Raw genomic sequence first — 22,077 nt, forward strand, 5'->3', positions numbered from 1 at the left:
ATCAGCAGGTCAGGTCGTCGTCGGACGCGGGTACGGCGAGCCGGGATGTCCGCCGGGCAGCCGTAGCAGGTTCGAAGGCGACCGCAGCCGATACCCGGCGCGGCTTCGTCGGTCATCAGTCCGCCTCGGGGACGGGCACGAATGCCACGTCCGGACCGGCACGCTCGAAAGCCGCCGGTGCCGGGTGGCCGAGCAGCTCCTCCAAGCCCGGGTCGGCCCGGATCAGCTCGCGCAACGGCAGCAGCCGGCAGTTCGCCGCGTCGTCCACGTACTCCTGCGTCTCGTCGCCGGCGAAGACGCGCCAGCCGCTGTCCTCCTCGTTGTCCGGGGCCTCGCGGTGGAGCCACGTGACCGGCGCGCCGTCCCGGGCGACCCGGGCCGAGACCAGGGCCAGCTTGGCGAGGTCGCCGAACCACAGTTCCTCGAACCGGCGCTGCCGGCGGACGATCTCCGGTGCGCCCAGTTCCACCCGCACCCGCAGCAGCGTTCCGTCGGCGGCCAGGTCGCGGTAGACCGGGTACGCGCCGTCGCCCCAGCCGGTGAACCAGCCCGTCATCGTCGCGCCGGCCACCTCGATCGTGCCCGACTCGGCCGGCGAGCGGTACATCTGCCGCAGCACGCGGTAGTGGTCGTCGTGAGGACGCACGTCGAACCGGAACCGCAACTCCTCCAGGCCTTTCAGCACGCCGTGGCGCGACGCCGCCTCGTCACGGGTCAGGCCGGTCCACCCGTACACGCCGTCGTCGTCCACAGTGGACGCCGAGACCCGGGCGGCGGCGGTTTCCGCGTCCGCGCCCCAGAACACGAGGTCGTACCGGCCGTCGTACGGCTCGTCGTTGCGCCAGCCGTTCAGCGCGGCGGGGTCGGCGAACATCAGCCGCGCCTCCTCCACCAGCACGTACCCGCATTCGACCGTCGTGGCCGGTGCGCCCTCGGCGCACTCCACCCACACCGAGTGCCACTTGCGCGCGTCCGGGCCGCCGGAGTCCATCCGCTCGCCCAGCACCCGCAGCTCCCGGTCCGCCGGGACCCCGCGCACGGCGACCGCCCAGCCACCGGGGAACGGCACCTCGACGCCGCCCGGCGCGTCGTCGAGCAACCGCCGGACCCGCGTGTGGTGCGGCATCCGCGGCAGCACCCGCACGGACGCGTCGAGGCCGGTCGTCCGGCAGACCTCCGCGACCTTGCCGGCCAGCGGCGCGCCGTCCTCCGGGAGGTCGAACCCGTACCGGCCCTTGACCACGGCCAGGTCGATCCCGGCCGCGACCTCGAGGGCGTCCGGCCCGGCGATCTCGAAGTCCACCTCGGGACCGGGGGCCGGTTCCCGGTCGCCGGACCACAGGCGCAGCAGCCCGAAGTCGATCAGCAGGACGTCTCCGGACGGGAACGACGCGGTCCCGAGCAGCTCTCCCATGTGGACATCCAATCAGGACTTCCGCATTCGCAGGGCCAGAACGGGGCAAGCCGCGGCGGCGCGGCGGGCGTCCGCCACCAGCCCCGGCGGGACCGGGCCCGAGGCCAGCACCGGGTAGCCCCATTCGTCGAGCCGGATCCGTTCCGGGAGCAGGTCCGCGCACAGCCCGTGGGCGCGGCAGCCGATCGGATCCACCGAGAGCTTCACGCCACACCCGCCGGGACCCGGCAGCGGCCGCCGGCCAGGTGCGCGCAGACGTCGGCCTCGAACGTCCGCAACGCCGAAGCCGCGAGGCGGGCCGCGCCGTCCGGGTGGGCGCACGCGCCGCGGCCCGTCAGCAACGGGATGCGGCGGGCCAGGCGGTCCGTCGCGTTGCCGCCGTGGACCAGCTCGGCGAAGTCCGCCGCGATCGCCGGGAGGCCGAACATGCACGGCCCGCACTGCCGGGCCGACTCCGCCGCGAGGAACGCCAGCACCTTCGCCGTGTAGTCGAGACCGCAGGCCGAGGCCGGCAGCGCGTACACGGCCGCGATCCCGGACAGGGTGCCGCGCAGATCGGCCGTCCAGGTCCCGCCGTAACCACCGATGAGCACCGCCTGCACCGGCTCGGTCTCGCCGCCCGCCGCGGCGAGCACTTCCGACAAGGACGCTCCGGCGCGTACCGGGACGACGCCGGGAGCGCGGACCGCGCCGGTCACCGTGACCAGGTCCGTCCGGGCCGCGCGGTAGTGGTTCGGGCCGAGCAGGACGACCAGCGCGAGCTGCGCCAGGGTGTCGACGTTGTCCACCAGCGTCGGGCGGCCCCGCACCCCGCGCTCGGCGGGCCGCGGTTGTTTCCCGAGTGGCCGGGCGTCGCCGGAGGTCAGGTAGTGGACCAGCGCCGATTCCTCGCTGGCGACGTACCGGCGCGGGATCTCCGCGACGCGCACCGGTACCCGGTCCTCGCGCTCGGCCAGCGCGGCGGCGACGCTCCCGAGCACCGGGCTGCCGGCGTGCACGCACAAGACAGCTTCGGTCGCGCCGATCGCGTGCGCGGCGAGCTGCAGGCCGTCCAGCACGAGGTGCGGGGACAGCGCGAGCAGCGCGGCGTCCTTCCGGCTCAACGGGTCGCCTTCACAGCCGTTCGCGACGACGATCGAGCGCCGGGCCCGGGCCGCGCGCAGCTTGACCGCGGTCGGGAAGCCGCCGCCACCGCGGCCGCGCAGGTCCGCCGCCCGGGCGGCGTCGATCAGCCGGTCGCGGCCGTCGTCGTCGTGGTAGGCGACCCACGGGACGACGCCGTGGTGACGCCGGTGCCCGGCCAGGTCGAGCCGGTGCGGGGGCAGGAGGGTCGTCAGGGTGCTCATCGGGTGCCTCCGAGCGGGGAGAGCTTGCGGGTTTCGGGATCGGCGTGCCGGGTGCCGGCGCGGAAGGCGACCCCGCCGAGGACGGCGAGCACGCACAGGACGTCGAGCGCGATCAGCCAGCCGTGCGCGGCGTCGCTCTCGGCCATGCCGATGCCGTGCACGAGCGCGACCGGCCAGCACAGGTAGGCCAGCCAGTGCACGGCCTTCCACACCTTCGCCGGGATGCGGGTGCGCACCAGGCTGGTGACGACGATCGCGAGCAGCAGGTCGATCGCGACGGCGCCGAGGCCGACCCAGAACGGCTGGTAGTCCGAGCCGAACGGGAGGACGACGTCGAGCCAGCTCAGCGAGACGTACCCGTCGAGAATGGCCGACGCGATGTGCGCGACGAGGAACACGAGGCTGGTCAAGGCGAGGTTCCGGTGGACCGCGGCGACGGTGAACCGCGGCCACTCCCGCGTCGCGAACCGGCCGGCGCCGAGCGCGCCGAGGACGACGACGGCGGTGAAGAGCACCAGCGACACGAGCCCGGTCGCGCGGCTGAAGTACCAGACGGCGGAGCTCACGACGCCTCCCGCAGCTCGGTCTCCCGCGGCCAGCCCGGAGTCGTGACGACGTCGCCGCCGACGCCGACGAGCCGCGCGGGCAGGCCGCGTTCGGCGAGCCACGCCGGCGCCGCGTCGCCGAGGACGACCGCCGCGGTGCTCGCCGTGTTGGCGTCCACAGTGGACTTGGCCGCGACGGAAACCGTGCGCCAGCGCGGCGGAGGGACGTCGCCCGTGCGCGGGTCGACGATGTGGTGCACCGTGCGGCCGCCGCGCCGCCAGCGTCGCCGGGTGGTCCCCGACGTCGCCAGCCCGCCGGCGGACAGCGCGATGGTGGTGTCCGGCCGGGTGACGGCGTCGGCGTGGTCGTCGCCGATCGCGACCTGCCAGCCGCCCGCGGGGGCCGGGCCCTCGACGCGGATGTCGCCGCCGAGGTTCACCAGCGTCCCGCAGCCGGTCGTGGCGTGGATCCGGCGGGCCGCGCGGTCTGCGGCCAGGGCCTTCGCCGTCGCGCCGAGGTCGAGGTGGACGCCCCGGGGCAGCACGACCAGCGCGCGGGCCGGGTCGAACAGCACCCGGTGCCAGCCGGGCGCGGGCGCCGCCACGCCGAGCGGGCCGTCGGTGACGGCGGCGAAGTCCCGGTCGTAGCCGAGCGCCCGGACGGCCGTGCCGACGGTCGGGTCGACCAGGCCGCCGGTGAGCCGGGCCGCGCGCAGGGCGGCGGACAGGGCCTCGGTGAGCAGCGGGCCGATCCGGACCTGCCGGCCGGCGACGTCGTGCAGCCGGGAGATCTCGGAGTCGGCGCGGAACCGGCTGCAGGCCTCGTCGACCGCGTCGAGCTCCCGGCGCAGCAGGTCGACGGCGGTTTCGAGCCGCGCCGGGTCCGTGACGAGTACCGCCGCGGTGGTACCCAGCGCGCGAAAGGACGTCACGACGCACCCGAGCCGGTGTGCGCGCTGCCGGAGCCGGAGCCGGAGTCAATGCCGCTGCCGCTGCCGCTGCCGGAGGACTGCAGCTGGTCCTGCGAAGTCGTGTTGTCACTGGTCGTGGTCTGCGTGGTGCTGTCGTCGGCGGCGTTCGCCGACGCCAGGCCGAAGCCGATCGCGCCGACGGCGGCCGCGCCGAACACGGCGGCGGTGGCCGTGACCAGGGCGGCCCTGCGGCGGCCGTGCTCGCGGCGAGCGGTCCTTGCTGTCGTTTCGGGGTCCATGGGAACGAGTCTCGGCGTCGCTCCTGTGAGCCCCCTGGGAACAACCTGTCAGATCCCTACTACCAAAGGAGGTTGACGCCGGAAAGCCATTCACCCACTCTTTCTCTTGTCCGACGGTGGTTTCCCGGTGTTCACGCGCTGGACCGCAGCACGGCACGCACCGGCTCCCTGCTCTCGGCACCATGAGGCGCTCCCACCACGAAGCCCGCGGCCCGACCGGCCGCACCAGCGCTGGAGGACCCATGATCCGCAAGCGGATCTTCGCCGTGTTCGCCGCAGCCGCCCTCGTCACCGCCGGCGCGGCGACGGCGTCCGTCGTCACCCACGCGGCCGAGCCCGCGGTACAGCCGACGGCCGCGACCGTGCCCACGTTCGACCACGTCGTGCTGGTGATGTTCGAGAACAAGAAGTACTCGTCGATCAACGGCAGTTCCAGCGCGCCCTACTTCAACACCCTGGCCTCGCAGAGCGCGAAGTTCACGAACTCCTTCGCGATCACGCACCCGAGCCAGCCCAACTACGTCGCCCTGTTCTCCGGCGCGACGCAGGGGGTCACCAGCGACAGCTGCCCGGCGAACCTCGGCGCCAAGGACAACCTGGGCCAGCAGCTGATCGGCGCCGGGAAGACGTTCAAGGGCTACTCCGAGTCGATGCCGTCGGACGGCTACACCGGCTGCTCCAGCGGCACCTACATGCGCAAGCACAACAGCTGGGTGGACTTCTCGAACGTCCCGGCCGCGAGCAACGTGCGCTACACGAGCTTCCCCGCCGACTTCACCCAGCTGCCGACGGTCGCCTTCGTGACCCCGAACATGTGCTCCGACATGCACGACTGCTCCATCGGCACCGGCGACACCTGGCTGAAGAACAACCTCGACGCCTACGCGCAGTGGGCCAAGACGCACAACAGCCTGCTGATCACCACCTTCGACGAGGACAGCGGCACGTCGGTCAACCAGATCTTCACCTCGTTCACCGGCGCGCACGTCAAGGTCGGCAGCTACAGCGAATCGATCAACCACTACACCGTGCTGCGCACGATCGAGGCGTCCTACGGTCTGCCGGGCATCGCCGGCGCCGCGAGCAAGTCGCCGATCCTCGACGTCTGGCAGTAGGCCGCGTGTACCTCTCGACCATCGGCCGCCGAGAGCACGCCGCGACAGGGTCACGGCGCAAGCTCTCGGCGGTCGGCGCCAACGTCTTCGCGCTCGGTGCCGTCAGCCTGGTCACCGACGTCTCCTCGGAGATGGTCACCGCGATCCTGCCGGTCTACCTGGTGCTCGGCCTGCACCTGAGCCCGGCGGCGTACGGCCTGTTCGACGGCCTCTACACCGGCGCGACGGCGTTGCTGCGGCTCGTCGGCGGGTACGTCGCGGACCGGGTGCGGCGGCGCAAGGCCGTGGCCGGCGTGGGCTACGCGCTGTCCGCGGTGATGAAGCTCGGGCTGCTCGCGGCCGGGGCGTCGGCGACCGCGATCGGCGCCGTGATCACCCTCGACCGCGCCGGCAAGGGCCTGCGGACAGCGCCCCGCGACGCGCTGATCACGTTGTCGGCGCCCGAACCCCTGCTCGGCCGGGCGTTCGGCGTGCACCGCGCGATGGACAGCGTGGGCGCGTTCGCCGGGCCGCTGGTCGCGCTCGGCGTCCTCGCGGCGGTCGGCGCCACCAACCCCGAGGCGTTCGACGCGGTGTTCGTCGTGAGCTTCTGCATCGCCGCGATCGGCGTGCTGCTGCTGGTGCTGTTCGTGCGCGACCGCCGGACGCCACGGACAACACAGTCGGCGTCGGTGTCACCCCGGGCGGCGCTGGCCCTCCTGCGCGGCCGCGGCGTGCGGCGGCTGCTGGTCGCGGCGTGCGTGCTCGGGCTGGCGACCGTCGGCGACGGGTTCGTCTACCTGCTGCTGCAGCACAAGGAGGACGTCGCGACCGGCTGGTTCCCGCTGCTCGCGGTCGGCACGAACCTCAGTTACCTGCTGCTCGCCGCGCCGCTGGGCGCGCTGGCCGACCGGATCGGGCGGCTGCCGGTGGTGCTGGGCGGGTACGGCGCGCTCGCCGTGGTCTACCTGCTGCTGGCCGGGCCGGTGTCCGGCTGGCCGCTGTTCGCGCTGGCCCTGGCGTTGTACGGCGCGTTCTACGCGGCCACCGACGGCGTGCTCATGGCGCTGGCCGGGCCCCTGCTGCCGGAAGCGTTGCGCACCACGGGGATTTCGCTGGTGCAGACGGCACAAGCGCTGGCGTACTTCGCCTCGTCCGTCCTTTTCGGACTCGCGTGGCAGTTCTGGGGCGCGGAGCTCGCGATCGGCGTCGCGGCCGGGGCCGCCGTGCTCGCGATCGGCGTCACGTTCGTGGTCCTCTCGCCGCGGCGGACCTCGTGAAGGCGCGGATCCTGATCGCCCTCGCCGGGGTGCTCGTGCTGGCCGGGGTGGCCGTCGCGTACGTCGGGTTCGCGAGCGCGCGCAACCACGACGTCACCGCGACCGGCTCGGTCAGCCTCGTGCCCGGACCGCGGCTGCTGTTCCGCAGCACCGCCGACGCCGACCGGGGGCACGTCGCCACGGTGGCGGTCACCGATCCCGGCGGCGCGCGGACGGTGTCGCCGCTGTCGTGCGCCCGGGTGTACGCGGCCGGCGGCACCGGCCTCTGCCTGCGCCCGGACGGCGACCTGACCACCTACCAGCTGGTGGTCCTCGACGAGCGGCTTCTTTCGCGACGAGAGATTCCGCTGGTCGGCCTGCCGAACCGGGCGCGGGTGTCGGCGAGCGGCCGGATGCTGGCGTGGACGGTGTTCGTCACGGGCGACTCGTACAACGGCGGGATGTTCTCGACGCGCGCCGGCATCCTCGACACGGCGACCGGCGACCTGGCCGGCACGCTGGAGGACTACGCGGTGACGCTCGACGGCAAGCCGTACCAGGCGGCCGACCTCAACTTCTGGGGCGTGACGTTCACCCGCGACGATCGCCAGTTCTACGCGACGATGTCCACGGCCGGCCACCGCTACCTGGTCGCGGGCGACTTCGCGGCGCACACGATCCGCACGCTGCGCGAGAACGTCGAGTGCCCGTCACTCTCCCCGGACGGCACGCGGGTGGCGTTCAAGTCCGCGATCGACGCCGACCCGGCCAAGGGCTGGCGCCTGTCGGTACTGGACCTGACACGCTCGGTGGTGACGCCGCTGGCGGAGACCCGCAGCGTGGACGACCAGCCGGCCTGGCTCGACAACCACACGATCGGCTACGGCATCCCCCGCGGCCCGGGTCACTCGGACGTGTGGTCGTCCCCGGCGGACGGCTCGGGCGCGCCGAAGCTGCTGATCCCGGACGCGGAGTCCCCGGCGGCCCTCAGCCCGTGACCTGGGGCTGGTTCAAGTCCGTGAAGGCCTCCTTGAGGGACTCTGAGTCCCTCAAGGAGGCCTTCACGGACTTGAGAACGCAGGGCAGCGGGAGGTCGGCGCGGGCGGTCAGTCCATCTTGCGGAGGCCGTCCAGGATGCGGCGCATCAGGTCGTTGTCCGGGGGTGCGAACGCGAACCGTGAGACCGGGATGGCGCCCGACGTCGAGAACGCGCCCGCCGACGGGCGGGGTGGCGGGATCGTGCGGGGCAGCCGCCACGGGAGGCGGTCCGGGGAGGAGTCGCGGCCGAGCTGCTCGGGGATCGGCAGGGTCGGCAGCGCGATCGTGCCCGCTTCGGCGAACCGGCGGGCGGCCTGCTCGAACCGCAGGCGGGCCTGGATGCCGGCGACCGTCCAGTCGGGTTCGGGTTCCGGTTCGGCGGGCCCGGGGCGCGGCCGCCGCTCGAGCACGATCGCCCAGGCCGCGGCGGCGAGCACCGGCAGCAGCAGGCCGGCGATGATCGCGAGACCGGACAGATCCGCGGCCATCAGGCGGCCCCGGCGACGGGTAGCAGCATGTGGATCACTTCCGGACGGACGGTTCTTCCGAAGCATGCGCGGCACCTGGATATTCGACGTAATCGATTGTTCGCGGACCCCGATGCCTATCATGAACGACGTACAACGGTCCCGCAAGCGGCCGAACGGGGTCGCCTGTCCGGGCGGTGAAACGGCTGGTCAGAGCGATTTTGCGATGGCTCGACCAAGCCCCTCACCAGGTAGTACGCACGCCGGTTCGATCCGGTTCACTTTTCTTTTCGCCCGGCCGCCCCGCGCTCCCGAAATGCGAATTACTCCCATGTTGCACGGGACGCAACCACCGTCACCCCAGCGAGCAGGTGCGGGCCAGCTCCGCCGGGGTCGCCGGCGCGGGCCGGGCGATCGTCGCCGACGCCGGCGGACGCACCCCGCGCAGCCAGCCGGCCAAGGCGTCGAACGCCGTCCGGAAGCACGGGCCCAGCGGACGCAGCAGCGCGGGGAACCGGTCGACGAGCCCGTCGACGTGGTTGCCGCCCTCGACCCGGTAGTAGCGGTGCAGCGCGCCGCGGCCCGCGTCGGTGATCATCCGGTCGTAGACGTCCGAGTCGCGGGTGATCGGCAGCAGCGTGTCCAGCGTGCCGTGCAGCGTGAGCAGCGGCTTGCCGATCCGGCCGGTCAGCGAGATCCGCTCCACCGCGCGGGCCACCGGCGCGGGCCGGGACGCGTACGCGTAGTCCGCGTCGCACGCCGGCGTCCCGCTCGCGCAGAACGGGACGCCCGCCGCGAGCGCGCCGTCGAACGACGGGTCCACCTCTTCGCGGTAGATCCGCTGGGTCAGGTCCCAGTAGACGCGGTAGTGGTAGTCCCACAGGAACTCCGACCCCGGCGCGAAACCGGCGTCCAGAATGGACTGGTGCGCCGCCGCGGAACCCGCCGCGTAAGCCGGGTAGTTCCGCAGCGCGGGCGGCAGGAACGTGAACAGGTTCGGCCCGCCGGCCCGCCAGAGCGTGCCTTCCCAGTCGACGCCGCCGTCGTAGAGCCACGGCCGGTTCTCCAGCTGCCACCGCACGAGGTACCCGCCGTTCGACAACCCGGCGGCCAGCGTCCGCGACGGCGGGCGGCCGTAGTGCAGCAGCGCCGCCGCCTTCGCGGCCAGGGTCAGCTGGGTGACGCGCGTGTTCCACTCGGTCAGCGCGTCCCCCGGCCGGACGCCGTCGTCGTAGAACGCGGCACCGGTGTTGCCCTTGTCGGTGGCGGCGAACGCGTAGCCCTCGGCCAGCACCTGGTCGCCGATCGCGCGGTCGTTCGCGTACTGCCGCCGCGTCCCGGGCGAGCCGGTGACGACCAGGCCGCCGTTCCACCGGTCCGGCAGGCGCAGCACGAACTGCGCGTCGTGATTCCAGCCGTGGTTGGTGTTCGTCGCCGACGTGTCCGGGAAGTAGCCGTCGACCTGGACGCCGGGCACCCGGCCGGGCACCGGCAGTCCTGCCGACGTCAGCCCGGCCCAGTCCGCCTCGACGGTGTGGCCGGACGCGAGCGTGCCGGTCGTCGTCAGATCGTCCAGGCGGGCGGCGACCTGCGTTTCGGCGCCGGGCACGAAGACCCGGGCACTCGTGGCCGACGCCGGTGCGGGCACCGCCGTCGCCAGAACGGAAACCAGCACCACAGCAAGCCAACCGCGCACGGTCCACCTCCGGTCTCGGGTTGCCCCGAACCCAAGCGTGCCCGGACGCCGGGAACCACCCCGGCCGCCACCATGAATCCCCGCGCCGATGTGGTGCGCGGCCACATGGTCAGGCCGTCGCGACCGACCTAACGTCGTCGGAAACCCTCTCAACGCCGAGAAGGAATCCCCATGCGCAAACTCGTTTTCGCCGGGCTCGCCGCGATCACCGCCGCCGTGCTCACCACCGTCGGGGTGGCGTCCGCCGACCCGCCCGCGGCGTCCCTGGTCCAGGTCTCGTCGTTCGGCGCCAACCCGGGCGCGCTGGAGATGTACACCTACACCCCCGCCGGCCTCGAAACCGGGCGCCCGGTCGTCGTGGCGCTGCACGGCTGCACGCAGAGCGCGTCGGACTACTACGCCCACTCCGGCTGGCCCGCCCTGGCCGACAAGTGGCGGTTCGAGGTCGTGTTCCCGCAGCAGTCGACCGCGAACAACTCGCTGAAGTGCTTCAACTGGTTCGGCACCGCCGACGACACCCGGGGCAACGGCGAAGCCGCATCCGTCAAGTCCATGGTGGACAAGGCGATCGGCGACCACGGCTCGGACCGCGCCCGCGTGTTCGTCACCGGCCTGTCGGCGGGTGGCGGGATGACGGCCGATCTGCTGGCCGCCTACCCGGACGTCTTCGCCGGCGGTGGCATCGACGCCGGCCTGCCCGCGCAGTGCGCCACGAGCGTCACGCAGGCCACGAACTGCCAGCAGAACAACCAGAACCTGACGCCGGCGCAGTGGGCCTCGCGCGTCACGGCGCAGTACCCGGGTTACGGCGGGCCGTGGCCGCGCGTCGCGATCTGGCAGGGCACCGGCGACTACACCGTCTACCCGGTCAACGGCACCGAACTGCGCGACCAGTGGACCGCGGTGCACGGCCTCTCCCAGACGCCGACGAGCACCCAGTCCCTCCCCGGCGGCACGACGTTGACGAACTACGGCGACAAGGTCCAGCTCTACTCGATCGCCGGGATGGGCCACGGCACCGCGGTCGACCCCGGCACCGGGACGACGCAGTGCGGCAGCACCGGCGCGTACTTCCTCGCCGGGATCTGCTCCAGCTACTACACGGGCGTGTTCTTCGGGCTGGACAAGGGATCCGGGGGCACGACCACCACTCCCCCGCCGACGACCACCACCACGACCACCACTCCGCCGCCGCCGGGCGCGTGCGTGTCGGCCAGCAACTACGCCCACACCCAGGCGGGGCGGGCGCACCAGAGCGGCGGCCAGACGTACGCGAACGGCTCCAACCAGGCGATGGGGCTGTGGAACACGTTCACGGTCCACGCGCTGCGCGAAACGTCCTCGGGTTATTGGGTTCTCGCCGACGGTCAGTGCTAGGCCGCTGAGCCTGGACCGGATCGGGGGATCCGGTCCAGGACGCGGTCGACGAGCGCGGTGTCGCAGTGTTCGACGACTTCGCGCAGCCGGCCGTCCGTGACGCGGTAGACGAAGCAGTACGTCTGGTCGTACCGCTCGCCGCGCAGTGTCGTGCCGTGCCCGCGGGCCTGGACGACGACCCGGTCCCCCTGCGCGACGATCGATTCGGCCGCACACCGGTAGTCGCCGGCGAACTGGGCCATCAACGGCCGGAGCAACCCGTGCACGACTTCGGATTTCGGCTCCCAGGTACCGGACCACGACCAGTGGCCGGGGAAGATCCAGCGGAAGTCGTCGGCCATCGCGTCGGTCAGCGCCCGCGCTTTCCCCACGGCCAGCTGGTCGAAGATCTCCCGCAGCAGCTTCGCGTTCCGTTCAGCGCTCATGCGGTCGAGCCTAGGATCGGCGAAGCTATGCGACAAACGACTGTCTCGCATATGTGCTATCAGTAGTACGCATGAGTGAGTTCACCGTCGCGGGCCTGCGGGTCGTGCGCGAAGCGGCCCGGCACGGCTCGTTTTCGCTGGCGGCGGACCGGCTGGGGTACACGCAGTCGGCGATCTCGCGGCAGATCGCGCTGATGGAACAGGCGGCGGGCCGGCCGCTGTTCGATCGCCTGGCGCGCGGTGTTCAGCCCACCGAGGCGGGGCTGGTCCTCGTCCGGCACGCGGAAACCGTGCTCGGCGAACTGCAGGCCACCCGGCAGGCGCTCCAGGATCTGGGTGAACGCCCGCCGGGCCGGCTGCGCGTCGGCGCGTTCGCCACGGCCATGGCGGCTTTGGTGCCGCGCGCGATCGCCGCGTTCGCCGGCCGCGAGCCGCGCACCCGCGTGCCGCTGCGGGAGGGCCTGAGCCCGGGGCTGCTGACGGCCGTCGCCCGGGGACGGCTCGACCTCGCCGTCGTCACGCCGCCGCGGCAACCACCCGCCGGGGTCGAGCTGATCGCGCTGCTGGACGACCCGCTGTTCGTGGCGATGGCACCGGGCCACCCCCTCGCCGGCCACCCGGGCGTCACCGGCGAGCAACTGCGCGACCAGCGGTGGATCACGGGCAGCACCGAGCCGGGCACCACGCTGCTCGGCGCGTGGGCGGATCCGGCGTGGCAGCCCGAAATCGCGTTTGTGGCCCGGGATTGGGTCGCGAAGTTCGGCTTGGTCGCGGCGGGGCTCGGCATCACCGTCGTCCCCGGGCTGGCCGTGCCCGCCTTGCCCCCGGGACTCGTGATCACGCGCGTCGACCACCCGGCGGCGACCCGCGCGACAGCCGTCGCGACCCGTCCCGTCGCCGAAGCCGGCCCTCGCCGAGCGTTCCTCGAGTCCCTCCGCGACGCGGCAGCCGACCTGACGGCCGAAGTCCGGCACCGGCTGCGCACGGCGTGATCCACCGTGGCGCGTCGCCGGATCACGGCCGGCCGCGCCCGTCCAGGACCCGCTGGTCACCGGACCTTCGGACGGCGAACACCACCGTCGTCACCTCGATCCGCCGGATGCACCCCGCCGGTGTGAGGAGGCAGGGCGCGCTGATCCGGCGCACCGCGACCGGCTGCCAGGTCAGCGCCGGCCGGGCGGTCCCCGCCGTCCCGTACGCGGGCGCCGGGGGCACCAGTGTCACGGAAAGCGCCATCACCGCCGGCCAGAGGATTCGCCACATCCGATCACCCAACCCGGCGGGGGCGGGGAACCGGAAAGCATTCGAGCCGGTTCAAATCCGCCGCGCCCGCTGCTACCGTCGACGTGGTGTTCACGCTGCGGGTCGACGCCGGGACGGTGTCCCGGACCCGCCTGTCACCGTCGCCCGCGTCGGAGTCCGTGGCGTGGCTGAAACTCGCCGCCGGCTCGGGGCGGCACCCGGTCTTCGGGGATCCCGGGCCGCTCGCCCGCGCGTCGCTCGCCCACCCGGACGTCGCCCTGCTCGCGGAGCTGTTGCCGCGGGGCGGTGACGCCTACACACCGGATCTGCTCACCCCGCAGCCGGGCGCGGGCACCGGGCACCGCGAGCTGCTCGACGAGCAGCTCGCCCGGATCGAAGCGACCGCGCAGGACGACCTCGAACTCCAGATCCTCGAGGGCGCCCGGGCGCACTGGAGCAGGCCGCTCCCGACGTCGATCCGCCGGATCGCGGAGTCGGGACAGCTGCAGCGCCGCCTCGCCCGCGGGCTCGCCCGGTTCTGGCGCGACGCCCTGGCGGACGGCTGGCCCGAGCTGCGCTCGATCCTCGACCAGGACATCGCCCACCGCGCGCAGACCGTGGTCGGACACGGCGTCGGCCGGGTGCTGGGCACCCTGCACCCCGACATCGGCTGGACGGGCGACGCGATCACCTTCGACGCGCGGTGGGACGGCGACCTCGACGTCGCGGGCCGGGATCTCGTCCTCGCTCCCAGCGTCCTGAGCCGGCCCGGCGCCGTCATCCAGGTCGACGTGCCCGGGCAGGTCGTGCTCTACTACCCGGCCCACCGGATCGGCGCCGGCCGGGATCGCAAGCCGGCCACGATCGTGCCGGTCGTCGGCGTCGCCCGCGCGGCGCTGCTGGCCGACCTCGAGACCGCGCGCTCGACCGCGGAGCTCGCCACCCGGATCGGCTACACCCCGGGCACCGTCTCCTACCACCTGAGCGCCCTGCACCGCGCGGGCCTCGTCAGCAAGGTGCGCGACGGGCGTTACGTGCTGTACCAACGGACTTCCGGGGCGGACGTCCTCACCGAGGGGTAGCGAGCAGGCCCGTCAGCAGCACCCCCGTCAGCTGCCGGACCGCCGACGTCGTCCGCGCCGACGTGATCGCCATCAGCGCGACACGCGCGTCGTCGACCGACACGCGGGGCCGCAGCACGCCGTCGTCGCGGGCCCGCTCGACCAGCCGCCCGAACGCCTCGGCGTGCTCGCGGCGCCGGTCGGCGAAGGCCGGTCCGCCCAGCGCCTCGACGAGGCCGCGTTCCTGGACCTGCCATTCGCCGAAGCGGTGGAACGTCCGGGTCAGCGCGCGCCGGCTGTCCGGGTCGGCGAGCGCGGCCCGCAGCTGCCGGCCGCACCGCTCGACCTGCCCGGCGAGCACGGCGGCGAGGAGGTCGTCGCGGGACGGGAAGTGCCGGTGGACCGTCGCCGGCGCCAGGCCCGCGCGCCGCGCGATCTCGCGTACCGGCAGGCCGGCGCCGTCCCGCGCGAACGCCGCGTGCGCGACCGCCACCAGGTGCCGTCGGTTGAGCTCGGCGTCCACCCGGCGCTTCCGAGTCGGTTCGTCCCGCACGGCTCTCACTTCCCGCTCGTCACCTCTGCTCACTCCTACCGTAGGCGCAGACGTCCCGAGACGAGGAGTGATCGTGTTCGCAGCCTTCTTCGCGCGGTTCGGCCCGCCCGAGGTCCTGTCCGTCGGTGCCCTCCCGGAGCCGCACGCCGGGCCGGGCGAGGTCCGGATCCGCGTGCGGGCGGCCGGCGTCTCGCCGGTCGACCTGGCGATCCGCGCCGGGAAGTCGCGCTCGCCGATCGCCTTGCCGCACATCCCCGGTGTGGACGCGGCCGGCGTCGTCGACGAAGGTCCCGGGATCGGCGACGAGGTCTTCGGCGCGGTCGACGTCGCCCGCCTCGGCGGGGCGAGCGCCGAGTTCGCGGTCCTGGCGTTCTGGACGCCGAAACCGCCGTCGATGCCGTGGGAGCAGGCCGGTGGCGCCGCGTCCGGGGTCGAGACGGCCACGCGCGCGCTCGACCTCCTGGACATCGGCCCGGGTTCGACGCTGCTGATCGACGGCGCGACCGGCGGAGTCGGCAGCCTCGCCGTCGGCCTGGCGCTGGCGCGGGGCGCGCGGGTGCTCGGCACCGGCGCCGCGGAGAACCGGCAGTTCCTCGCCGAGCTGGGCGCGCAGCCCGTCGACTACGGCCCTGGCCTGCGCGAACGCGTCTCCGGTCCGGTCGACGCGGCCCTCGACGTCGCCGGGAAGGGGTCACTGCCGGAGCTGATCGAGCTGACCGGGACGCCGTCGAAGGTGGTCACGCTGGCCGACTTCAGCGGCCCCGAGCACGGCGTCCGCGTCTCGGTCGGCGCGCTCGGCGGTCAGCCGGACGGGCGGCACGGTCTCGCGCAGGCTGCCGCGCTCTTCGGGGAAGGCCGCTTCCACGTGCCGGTGCAGGCGGTGTTCCCCCTGGCCGAAGCGGCCGCGGCGCACGCTGTGGCCGGGCCGCGGCGGGGCAAGATCGTGCTCGCCGTGCCCTAGCCCGCTGGTGGACGACGATCAGCGCGACGATCGCGGCGACCGAGAGCACCGCCAGGAACGCGGCGGGGGTGACCGGCAGGCCGAAGTCGTCGACGAGCCAGTACCCGAGGTCCGAGCCGTTGATGTCACCCCCGAAGGTCATGACCGTGCCGAAGCCGGCCGTCACGGGCAGCAGCCACGAGCGGGTGAGGATCTCCACTCGCGACGGCCACGCCGGTCCCGGCAGGAGCACGCCGACCAGGGCCGTCAGCGGCAGGACCGCGAACGGCCACACCAAGGCACCCAGCAGCACGGCCGCCGAGCCGAGCAGGGACAGCAGCAGGATCGACACGCGGATCCCGAATTCCTCGTCGAGCGAGGGCGTCGACGCCGGCGTGAAAACCAGCATCACCACGAGCCCGGCCGCCACCGGGCCGAACCAGGCGAGCGCCGCCCGCACTCCGGTGGGGCCGCCGTCCCGGGACGTCCAGGAGTCGAAGTCGCAGACCAGTTTCCCGCGCAGTGAGAGGTCCGCGCGGACGTACACGACCAGCGCCACCTGGAGCAGGCCGTTGCCGGCGTAGGCGCCCAGCAGGATGGCCACACCGGTGCCCTGGCCGCCGACGTCGCCGTCGAGGAAGAACGCGAAGTAGCCCCACAGGCCCGCGACCGTCGTCACGGCGGCGACGGCGAGTTCGGGGAGGGCGCGGATGTTCATCGGACAGGAAAGGTAACCGCCGGGAGCGCGGCGCGGTGTGGGTCGTTCAACCGAGGCGGTGCAGCCGCAGCGCCAGCTGGATCTCCAGGGCCCGGTCCGGCGCCTGCCAGTCCTCCCCCAGCAGCGACGCGATCCGTTCCAGCCGCTGCACCACAGTATTGACGTGGACGTGCAGCACGTCCTTCGTCCGCGCGAGCTGCGCACCGCTCGCGAAGTACGCCCGCAGCGTCGCCGCCAGCTCCGTGCCGCGGCGCTCGTCGTAGTCGAGGACCGGGCCGAGCGTCGCGCGGACGAACGCGCCGAGGTCGGCCTGGTCACCCAGGAGCTGGCCGAGGAACCCGAGGCCCGCCATGTCCGCGCCCTCGCCGGTGCGGCCGAGCGCGAGCAGCGCCCGGACACATCGCGCCGCTTCGGCGTGGGCCGCGGCCAGGGCTTCGGGGCCCGCGCCGGGACCGGCCGCGCCGACGGTGACCGGGCGGCCGGTCACCGCGCCGAGGTCGGCGGCGACGCGGCGGGCCAGTTCGCCCGGGTCGCCGGCGCCCAGCAGGACGACCTCCTCCGCGTGCACGCCGACCAGCGTCGCGTGCCGGGCGGCGGCGCTCGCGAGCCGTCGCCGGGAGACGTCGCCGGTGTGCACCACCAGCACCGCGTGCGGCGCGGCGAGGTCGATGCCGAGGCGGCGGCCGCGGGCCAGCAGCGCCCGCGGGTTGCGGCCGGGCGCGGTGAGCAGGTCGGTCAGCAGCTCGCCGCGGACCTCGTCCTCGGCCCGCACCACCGACCGGCGCAGCATGAGCAGCAACGCCGTCACGACGCCGGCGCGTTCGAACAGCCGCCGGTCCGGGCCGGCCAGATCCGTCCGGCCGGTCAGCACCAGGCTGCCGAGCAGCTCCGGGCCGGCCTGCACCGAGCAGACCCAGGTGTCCGAATCGGACACAGTGGACACTGCGCGCCCGGCCGCCCGCGACGCGGCGAGCGCGGCGGGGTCGTGGCGCGCCGGTTCCGCCGAGTGCGCCAGGACCGCGCCTTCGGTGTCGAACACCGTGAGCGCGCCGTGCAGCACCCCGGCCACCGCCGCGGCGACGTCGGGCAGGTCACCACCGCGCAGGACGAGGTCGGTGAGCCGGTCGTGGGCGTCCTCGGCGCGTTCCATCGCTTCGTTGTGCGCGCGGATCGTCGCGTTGGCCTCGTTCAGTTCGGCGACGGCCCGGCGCGTCTGGTCGAGGAGGTTCGCGCTGTCCAAGGCGATCGCCGCGTGGTCGGCCAGTGACGACAGCAGCGCGACCTCGTCCGCGGAGAACTCGCGGGTGCCGCGGTCGGACGCGAAGAGCACACCGAGCACCTTCGAGCCGATGGCCAGCGGGACACCGAGGATCGCGGTCAGTCCTTCGTCCTTGACGCCGGAGTCGATGTGGCGTGTGTGCCGGAAGCGTTCGTCGGTGAAGTAGTCCGACGTCGCGTAGGGCCGCGCGGTCTGCGCGACCAGCCCGCCGAGACCCTCCCCCATGCCGAGCACGATCTGCTGGAACTCCGCCGAGACCGAGCCGTCGCTGACCCGGACGTAGGTCTTGCCCTCCGCCTCGTTGTTGAGGCTCAGGTACGAGACGTCGACGCCGAGCAGCGCCCGCGCGCGGCGGACGATCGAGCGCAGCACGGTGTCCGGTTCGGACAGTGCGGCCAGCTCGCTCGCGGTGTCGAACAGCGCGACCAGCTGGGCCTCGCGCCGCCGGTGCTCGGCGAGCGTCTCGCGGATCCGCAGGGCCAGCTCACCCGCGTTCGCCAGCGCGGCCAGGTCGGCGGCGTCGAGGGCACCCTCGGCGCGGGCGGCCACGACGACGTGCGCCAGCTGCTCGGTGCTCGCCCCGGAGGCGAGCAGGTCGAGCAGCCGGCGCAGCGCGTCCGAGGGTGCGGTCACGGCGGTCATGCTAGGGCGAAACGGCCGCCGTCTCCGACTCGGCGGCATCGGTGTCGTCGTCGTGCAGCGATGCGCCCCGGGTCTCGCGGGAGGAGAGCAGCGCGACGACCGTGATCAGGCACATCGCCGCGACGTACAGCGACACCGGGATGGTGCTGCCCCAGCTCTGGAACAGCGCCACGGCGATCAGCGGCGCGACGGCCCCGGCCGCGATCGACGACAGCTGCCCGCCGACGGACAGCCCGGTGTAGCGGACGCGCGTCGGGAACTGCTCGGCGAAGAAGGCGGCCTGCGGCCCGTACATCGCGCCGTGCAGCACCAGCCCGACGGTCGTCGCCAGCACGATCACCGCGGCCGACTTCGTGTCCAGCAGCGCGAAGAACGCGAAGCCCCACAAGGCCATCCCGATCGCGCCGAACAGGTACACCGGACGCCGGCCGACGCGGTCCGACAGCGCGCCCCACAAGGGAATCGTCACGAAGTGCACGGCCGAGCCGATCAGCACCGCGCTCAGGCCGAGGCCCTTCGCCAGGTGCAGCCCGGTCGTGACGTACACCAGGATGAACGCCGTCAGCACGTAGTAGGAGACGTTCTCGGCCATCCGCGCGCCGATCGTGACGAGCACCTGGCGCCAGCTGTCGCGGAAGACCTCGACGACGGGGACGTGCTTCTCGACGCGGTCCTCGGCGCGGCGCTGGGCGGCCAGGAAGACCGGCGACTCCGAGACGGCCAGCCGGATCCACAGGCCGATCACCAGCAGGACGCCGGAGAGCAGGAACGGGACCCGCCAGCCCCACGCCAGGAACGTCGCGTCGGACTGCGTCGCCGACAGGATCGCCAGCACACCGGTGGCGAGCAGGTTGCCGCCGGGCGCGCCGCACTGCGGCCAGGACGCCCAGAACCCGCGCCGTTTCGCGTCCCCGTGTTCGGAGACGATCAGCACCGCGCCGCCCCACTCACCGCCGAGCGCGAAGCCCTGGACCAGGCGAAGCAGCGTGAGCAGGACCGGCGCGGCGACGCCCGCGGTGGCGTACGTCGGCAGCACGCCCATCAGGCAGGTCGAGCCGCCCATCAGGACCAGGCTGAAGATCAGGAGTTTCTTCCGGCCGAGCCGGTCGCCGAAGTGGCCGAAGACGAGGCCGCCGACCGGGCGGGCGAGGAACCCGACGGCGTAGGTGAGGAACGCCAGCAGCGTGCCGGTCAGCGGGTTCGCCGTCGGGAAGAACAGCTTGTTGAACACCAGCGCGGCGGCGGAGGTGTAGAGGAAGAAGTCGTACCACTCGATGGTGGTGCCGATCAGGCTCGCGCCGACGATCTTGGCGATCGCCGACCGCTGGGGCTGGCTCACTGCGGGCTCCACTTCGTCGTGGGTCGGGCGGGCGGTGGGGGTCAAGCGGCGGTCCAGCCGCCGTCGAGCGGGATGGAGGCCCCGGTGACGTGGCCGGCGTGCGGCGAGCACAGCCACGTCACCAGGGAAGCGACGTCCCCGGGTTCGATGAGCTTCTTGATGGCGGCGCGCCGGAGGAGCACTTCGGAGACGACGTCTTCCCGCGGGATGTCGTGCTCGGCGGCCTGCGCGTCGATCTGCCCGTCGACGAGCGGGGTGCGGACGTAGCCGGGGTTGACGCAGTTGCTGGTGACGCCGTGTTCGGCGCCTTCCAGCGCGGCGACCTTGGAGAGCCCTTCGAGCCCGTGCTTCGCGGTGACGTAGGCGGCTTTGAAGGCGGAGGCGCGAAGGCCGTGGACGCTCGACATGTTGACGATCCGCCCCCACCCCCGCGCGTACATGCTCGGCAGGCTCCGCCGGATCAGCAGGAAGGGCGCGGTGACCATCAGCGCCTGGATGCGCGTGAACTGCTCGGGCGGAAAGCCTTCGAGCGGCGCGACGTGCTGGACCCCGGCGTTGTTGACCAGGACGTCGACCTCGGCCGGGAGGGTGTCGAGAGCCTCGGCGTCGGTGAGGTCGACGGCGTGCGCCCACCCGCCGACCTCGGTGGCCGCGGCCTCGGCGTTCGCCGCGTCGACGTCGACGACGTGCACCTTGGCCCCGGCCGCGGCCAGAGCGCGGACGCAGGCCAGGCCGATACCGCCGGCACCGCCGGTGACGAGGGCGGTGCGCCCGTCCAGATCGCTGGTCATGGACGGGAACGGTAAGCGTGACACCGGTCGCGAGCCATGTGCGCGAGAGCCACAGCCGGGGAAGATCCAGTGGCGGCGGCAACCACAGCGGGGGCGGCTACCGGCTCAGGAACGTTCCTTCAGCACGGACAGGTAGTGCACGTTGGTCATGACGCCGAGGACGTTGCCGAACGGGTCGACGACCGACGCCGTCACGAAGCCCGGGCCGCGCTCGGTGATCGGCTCGTACTCCTTCGCGCCCAGTTCGTGGAGCCGCGCGAACGTCGCCTCCAGGTCGTCGACGTGCCAGTAGACGATCTCGCCGCCCGGTGTACCGGCACCGGCCGGCGCGTACCTGCGGTCGATGAGGCCCAGTTCGTGCTGGTAGTCGCCGAGGCGGAACTCGGCGTACCCGGGGCGGTGGAAGTACGGCTCGATTCCCAGGAACTCGGTGTACCAGGCCTGCGCGGCCGCGTGGTCGTCGGCGAAGTACGAGACGGTGGCCATTCCTCGCAGCATGTCTGCTCCTTCATTCCCTCGGTCTGCACACATCATGCGGGGTGAAAGTGCTCACCGAGTGCGCACTTTTTTTGCGACACTTCCCCCATGCGCGCCGACCGCCTCGTGGCCACCCTCCTGCTCATGCAGACCCGCGGCCGCGTCACCGCGGGCGAGCTGGCCGAGGAGCTGGAGGTCTCCGTCGCGACCGCCCGCCGTGACCTCGAAGCGCTGTCGGCGGCCGGCGTGCCCGTCTACCCGCAGCCCGGCCGGGGTGGCGGCTGGCAGCTCGTCGGCGGCGCGCGGACCGACCTGTCCGGCCTCACCTCCCGTGAGGCGCAGGCGCTGTTCCTCCTGGCCGGCCCCGCGGCGGCGATCGCGCCGGAGGTGAAGTCGGCGCTGCGCAAGCTGATGGGCGCGCTGCCCGGCACGTTCCGGGCGGACGCCGAGGCCGCGGCAGACGCGGTGATCGTCGACCAGGTCGGCTGGGGCGAGCGGCCGAAGGCCCGGCCGCCGATGGTCGAAGCGCTGCGGGACGCCGTCATCGCCCGCCGCAAGGTCCGCCTGACCTACGCGGGCCGCGAGACGTCGGAGCGGCTCGTCGATCCGTGGGGCCTGGTCGACAAGGACGACGTCTGGTACCTCGTCGCGGGCACCGGCCAGGGCCGCCGGACCTTCCGCGTGGACCGGATCACCGCGGCCGAGCCGATCGACGCCGTCGCGCACCGGCCGTCGGACCTCGAACTGGCCAAGGTGTGGGAAGAAGTCGTCGAAGAAGTCGAAAAACGCCGGTCGCCGCTGACCGCGGACGTCGTCCTCGACCGGCGCTACCTGAGGGTGCTGCGCGACCGGTTCGGCCGGCACTGCGAGGTTGTCGGCGAGCTGCCCGGCGACCGCGTCCGCGTCCGGGTCGCCGCTCCCGCGCCGATCATGATCGCCCAGGAGCTGGCCGGCTGGGGTGCGCTCGTCGACGTCGAAGGTCCGGAATCCGTACGCGCGGAGCTGGCCCGCCTCGGATCGGAACTGGTCGGCCGATACGGTCACTGACCGGGTGAAGATCTTTTGCCACACCCACTGAGCGTGCGCTTTACCCTGCAGTACTCGGTAAACACCGTTAATCGGTACACTGTGGACAGTACGAACGCCCACCAAGAGTGTCCGTTA

Annotated in this window: 23 protein-coding genes; 8 read left to right on the forward strand and 15 right to left on the reverse strand. The window is 73.2% G+C overall.

Annotated elements, in window-relative coordinates:
* Positions 1-115: 115 nt before the first annotated feature.
* Genes OHS18_RS14475 through OHS18_RS14500 form a run of 6 tightly spaced genes read right to left on the reverse strand, consistent with a single transcriptional unit; the run spans position 116 to position 4,515 of the window.
* On the reverse strand, positions 116-1,414 hold the full coding sequence (locus OHS18_RS14475) for a DUF2185 domain-containing protein (RefSeq protein WP_328617400.1): 1,299 nt from the start codon (positions 1,412-1,414) through the stop codon (positions 116-118).
* 12 nt (positions 1,415-1,426) lie between these two features.
* A complete protein-coding gene (locus OHS18_RS14480) occupies positions 1,427-1,621 on the reverse strand; it encodes a ferredoxin (RefSeq protein ID WP_328452495.1) in 195 nt (64 codons plus the stop codon).
* Complete coding sequence (locus OHS18_RS14485; protein WP_328617401.1) at positions 1,618-2,760, reverse strand: NADH-ubiquinone oxidoreductase-F iron-sulfur binding region domain-containing protein; 1,143 nt, start codon at positions 2,758-2,760, stop codon at positions 1,618-1,620. The genes OHS18_RS14480 and OHS18_RS14485 overlap by 4 nt, the downstream gene beginning before the upstream one ends.
* Entirely contained in the window at positions 2,757-3,326 is a 570-nt protein-coding gene (locus OHS18_RS14490) for a ferric reductase-like transmembrane domain-containing protein (protein ID WP_328617402.1), read from the reverse strand. Before OHS18_RS14490 ends, OHS18_RS14485 begins: the two co-directional genes overlap by 4 nt.
* The gene (locus tag OHS18_RS14495; RefSeq protein WP_328617403.1) at positions 3,323-4,237 is read right to left on the reverse strand and encodes an FAD:protein FMN transferase; all 915 of its coding nucleotides are present in this window, start codon (positions 4,235-4,237) and stop codon (positions 3,323-3,325) included. The genes OHS18_RS14490 and OHS18_RS14495 overlap by 4 nt, the downstream gene beginning before the upstream one ends.
* Entirely contained in the window at positions 4,234-4,515 is a 282-nt protein-coding gene (locus OHS18_RS14500; protein ID WP_328617404.1) for a hypothetical protein, read from the reverse strand. The genes OHS18_RS14495 and OHS18_RS14500 overlap by 4 nt, the downstream gene beginning before the upstream one ends.
* A 242-nt stretch (positions 4,516-4,757) precedes the next feature.
* Here OHS18_RS14500 and OHS18_RS14505 point away from each other — a divergent pair, with 242 nt between their 5' ends.
* The 3 genes from OHS18_RS14505 to OHS18_RS14515 are packed head-to-tail and all read left to right on the forward strand — an operon-like array spanning position 4,758 to position 7,866.
* The gene (locus tag OHS18_RS14505) at positions 4,758-5,630 is read left to right on the forward strand and encodes an alkaline phosphatase family protein (RefSeq protein WP_328452485.1); all 873 of its coding nucleotides are present in this window, start codon (positions 4,758-4,760) and stop codon (positions 5,628-5,630) included.
* Between the two features lie 5 nt (positions 5,631-5,635).
* On the forward strand, positions 5,636-6,889 hold the full coding sequence (locus OHS18_RS14510) for an MFS transporter (protein WP_328617405.1): 1,254 nt from the start codon (positions 5,636-5,638) through the stop codon (positions 6,887-6,889).
* Positions 6,886-7,866: a TolB family protein gene (locus tag OHS18_RS14515; RefSeq protein WP_328617406.1), complete on the forward strand. Its 981-nt coding sequence runs from the start codon at positions 6,886-6,888 to the stop codon at positions 7,864-7,866. The genes OHS18_RS14510 and OHS18_RS14515 overlap by 4 nt, the downstream gene beginning before the upstream one ends.
* 108 nt (positions 7,867-7,974) lie before the next feature.
* Here the strand turns inward: OHS18_RS14515 and OHS18_RS14520 are convergent, their stop codons facing one another.
* Positions 7,975-8,394 (reverse strand): hypothetical protein, encoded by a 420-nt coding sequence (locus tag OHS18_RS14520; RefSeq protein WP_328617407.1) that lies wholly within the window; start codon positions 8,392-8,394, stop codon positions 7,975-7,977.
* 334 nt (positions 8,395-8,728) lie between these two features.
* On the reverse strand, positions 8,729-10,051 hold the full coding sequence (locus OHS18_RS14525) for a tannase/feruloyl esterase family alpha/beta hydrolase (protein ID WP_328618523.1): 1,323 nt from the start codon (positions 10,049-10,051) through the stop codon (positions 8,729-8,731).
* A 189-nt stretch (positions 10,052-10,240) separates the two neighbouring features.
* Here OHS18_RS14525 and OHS18_RS14530 point away from each other — a divergent pair, with 189 nt between their 5' ends.
* Positions 10,241-11,446 carry an extracellular catalytic domain type 1 short-chain-length polyhydroxyalkanoate depolymerase gene (locus OHS18_RS14530; protein WP_328617408.1) on the forward strand — a complete coding sequence of 402 codons (1,206 nt, stop codon included), beginning with the start codon at positions 10,241-10,243 and terminating at the stop codon, positions 11,444-11,446.
* Here the strand turns inward: OHS18_RS14530 and OHS18_RS14535 are convergent.
* Positions 11,443-11,871 carry a nuclear transport factor 2 family protein gene (locus OHS18_RS14535; protein ID WP_328617409.1) on the reverse strand — a complete coding sequence of 143 codons (429 nt, stop codon included), beginning with the start codon at positions 11,869-11,871 and terminating at the stop codon, positions 11,443-11,445. The two genes, OHS18_RS14530 and OHS18_RS14535, sit on opposite strands and share 4 nt — an antisense overlap.
* A 71-nt stretch (positions 11,872-11,942) precedes the next feature.
* Between OHS18_RS14535 and OHS18_RS14540 the strand changes: the two genes are divergently transcribed.
* Complete coding sequence (locus OHS18_RS14540; RefSeq protein WP_328617410.1) at positions 11,943-12,863, forward strand: LysR family transcriptional regulator; 921 nt, start codon at positions 11,943-11,945, stop codon at positions 12,861-12,863.
* A 22-nt stretch (positions 12,864-12,885) separates the two neighbouring features.
* Here the strand turns inward: OHS18_RS14540 and OHS18_RS14545 are convergent, their stop codons facing one another.
* Entirely contained in the window at positions 12,886-13,134 is a 249-nt protein-coding gene (locus OHS18_RS14545; RefSeq protein WP_328617411.1) for a hypothetical protein, read from the reverse strand.
* Between the two features lie 86 nt (positions 13,135-13,220).
* Between OHS18_RS14545 and OHS18_RS14550 the strand changes: the two genes are divergently transcribed.
* Positions 13,221-14,195, forward strand: a complete 975-nt coding sequence (locus OHS18_RS14550) for a helix-turn-helix domain-containing protein (protein WP_328617412.1) — start codon at positions 13,221-13,223, stop codon at positions 14,193-14,195.
* Here the strand turns inward: OHS18_RS14550 and OHS18_RS14555 are convergent.
* On the reverse strand, positions 14,182-14,727 hold the full coding sequence (locus OHS18_RS14555; RefSeq protein ID WP_328617413.1) for a TetR/AcrR family transcriptional regulator: 546 nt from the start codon (positions 14,725-14,727) through the stop codon (positions 14,182-14,184). The genes OHS18_RS14550 and OHS18_RS14555 overlap by 14 nt on opposite strands.
* Before the next feature lie 73 nt (positions 14,728-14,800).
* Between OHS18_RS14555 and OHS18_RS14560 the strand changes: the two genes are divergently transcribed.
* Positions 14,801-15,688: an NADP-dependent oxidoreductase gene (locus OHS18_RS14560; RefSeq protein WP_328617414.1), complete on the forward strand. Its 888-nt coding sequence runs from the start codon at positions 14,801-14,803 to the stop codon at positions 15,686-15,688.
* Between the two features lie 743 nt (positions 15,689-16,431).
* Here the strand turns inward: OHS18_RS14560 and OHS18_RS14565 are convergent.
* The 4 genes from OHS18_RS14565 to OHS18_RS14580 form a co-directional block, all read right to left on the reverse strand.
* The gene (locus OHS18_RS14565) at positions 16,432-18,306 is read right to left on the reverse strand and encodes a helix-turn-helix domain-containing protein (RefSeq protein WP_328617415.1); all 1,875 of its coding nucleotides are present in this window, start codon (positions 18,304-18,306) and stop codon (positions 16,432-16,434) included.
* A 1-nt stretch (position 18,307) separates the two neighbouring features.
* On the reverse strand, positions 18,308-19,645 hold the full coding sequence (locus tag OHS18_RS14570; RefSeq protein WP_328617416.1) for an MFS transporter: 1,338 nt from the start codon (positions 19,643-19,645) through the stop codon (positions 18,308-18,310).
* A gap of 41 nt (positions 19,646-19,686) precedes the next feature.
* Positions 19,687-20,436, reverse strand: coding sequence for a 3-hydroxybutyrate dehydrogenase (locus tag OHS18_RS14575; RefSeq protein WP_328452462.1), 750 nt, complete (start codon positions 20,434-20,436; stop codon positions 19,687-19,689).
* A 105-nt stretch (positions 20,437-20,541) separates the two neighbouring features.
* Positions 20,542-20,934, reverse strand: coding sequence for a VOC family protein (locus tag OHS18_RS14580; RefSeq protein ID WP_328617417.1), 393 nt, complete (start codon positions 20,932-20,934; stop codon positions 20,542-20,544).
* A gap of 87 nt (positions 20,935-21,021) precedes the next feature.
* Here OHS18_RS14580 and OHS18_RS14585 point away from each other — a divergent pair, with 87 nt between their 5' ends.
* The gene (locus OHS18_RS14585; RefSeq protein ID WP_328617418.1) at positions 21,022-21,960 is read left to right on the forward strand and encodes a helix-turn-helix transcriptional regulator; all 939 of its coding nucleotides are present in this window, start codon (positions 21,022-21,024) and stop codon (positions 21,958-21,960) included.
* Positions 21,961-22,077: the final 117 nt, after the last annotated feature.

The organism is Amycolatopsis sp. NBC_00355 (genome assembly GCF_036104975.1).
Classification (GTDB): domain Bacteria; phylum Actinomycetota; class Actinomycetes; order Mycobacteriales; family Pseudonocardiaceae; genus Amycolatopsis.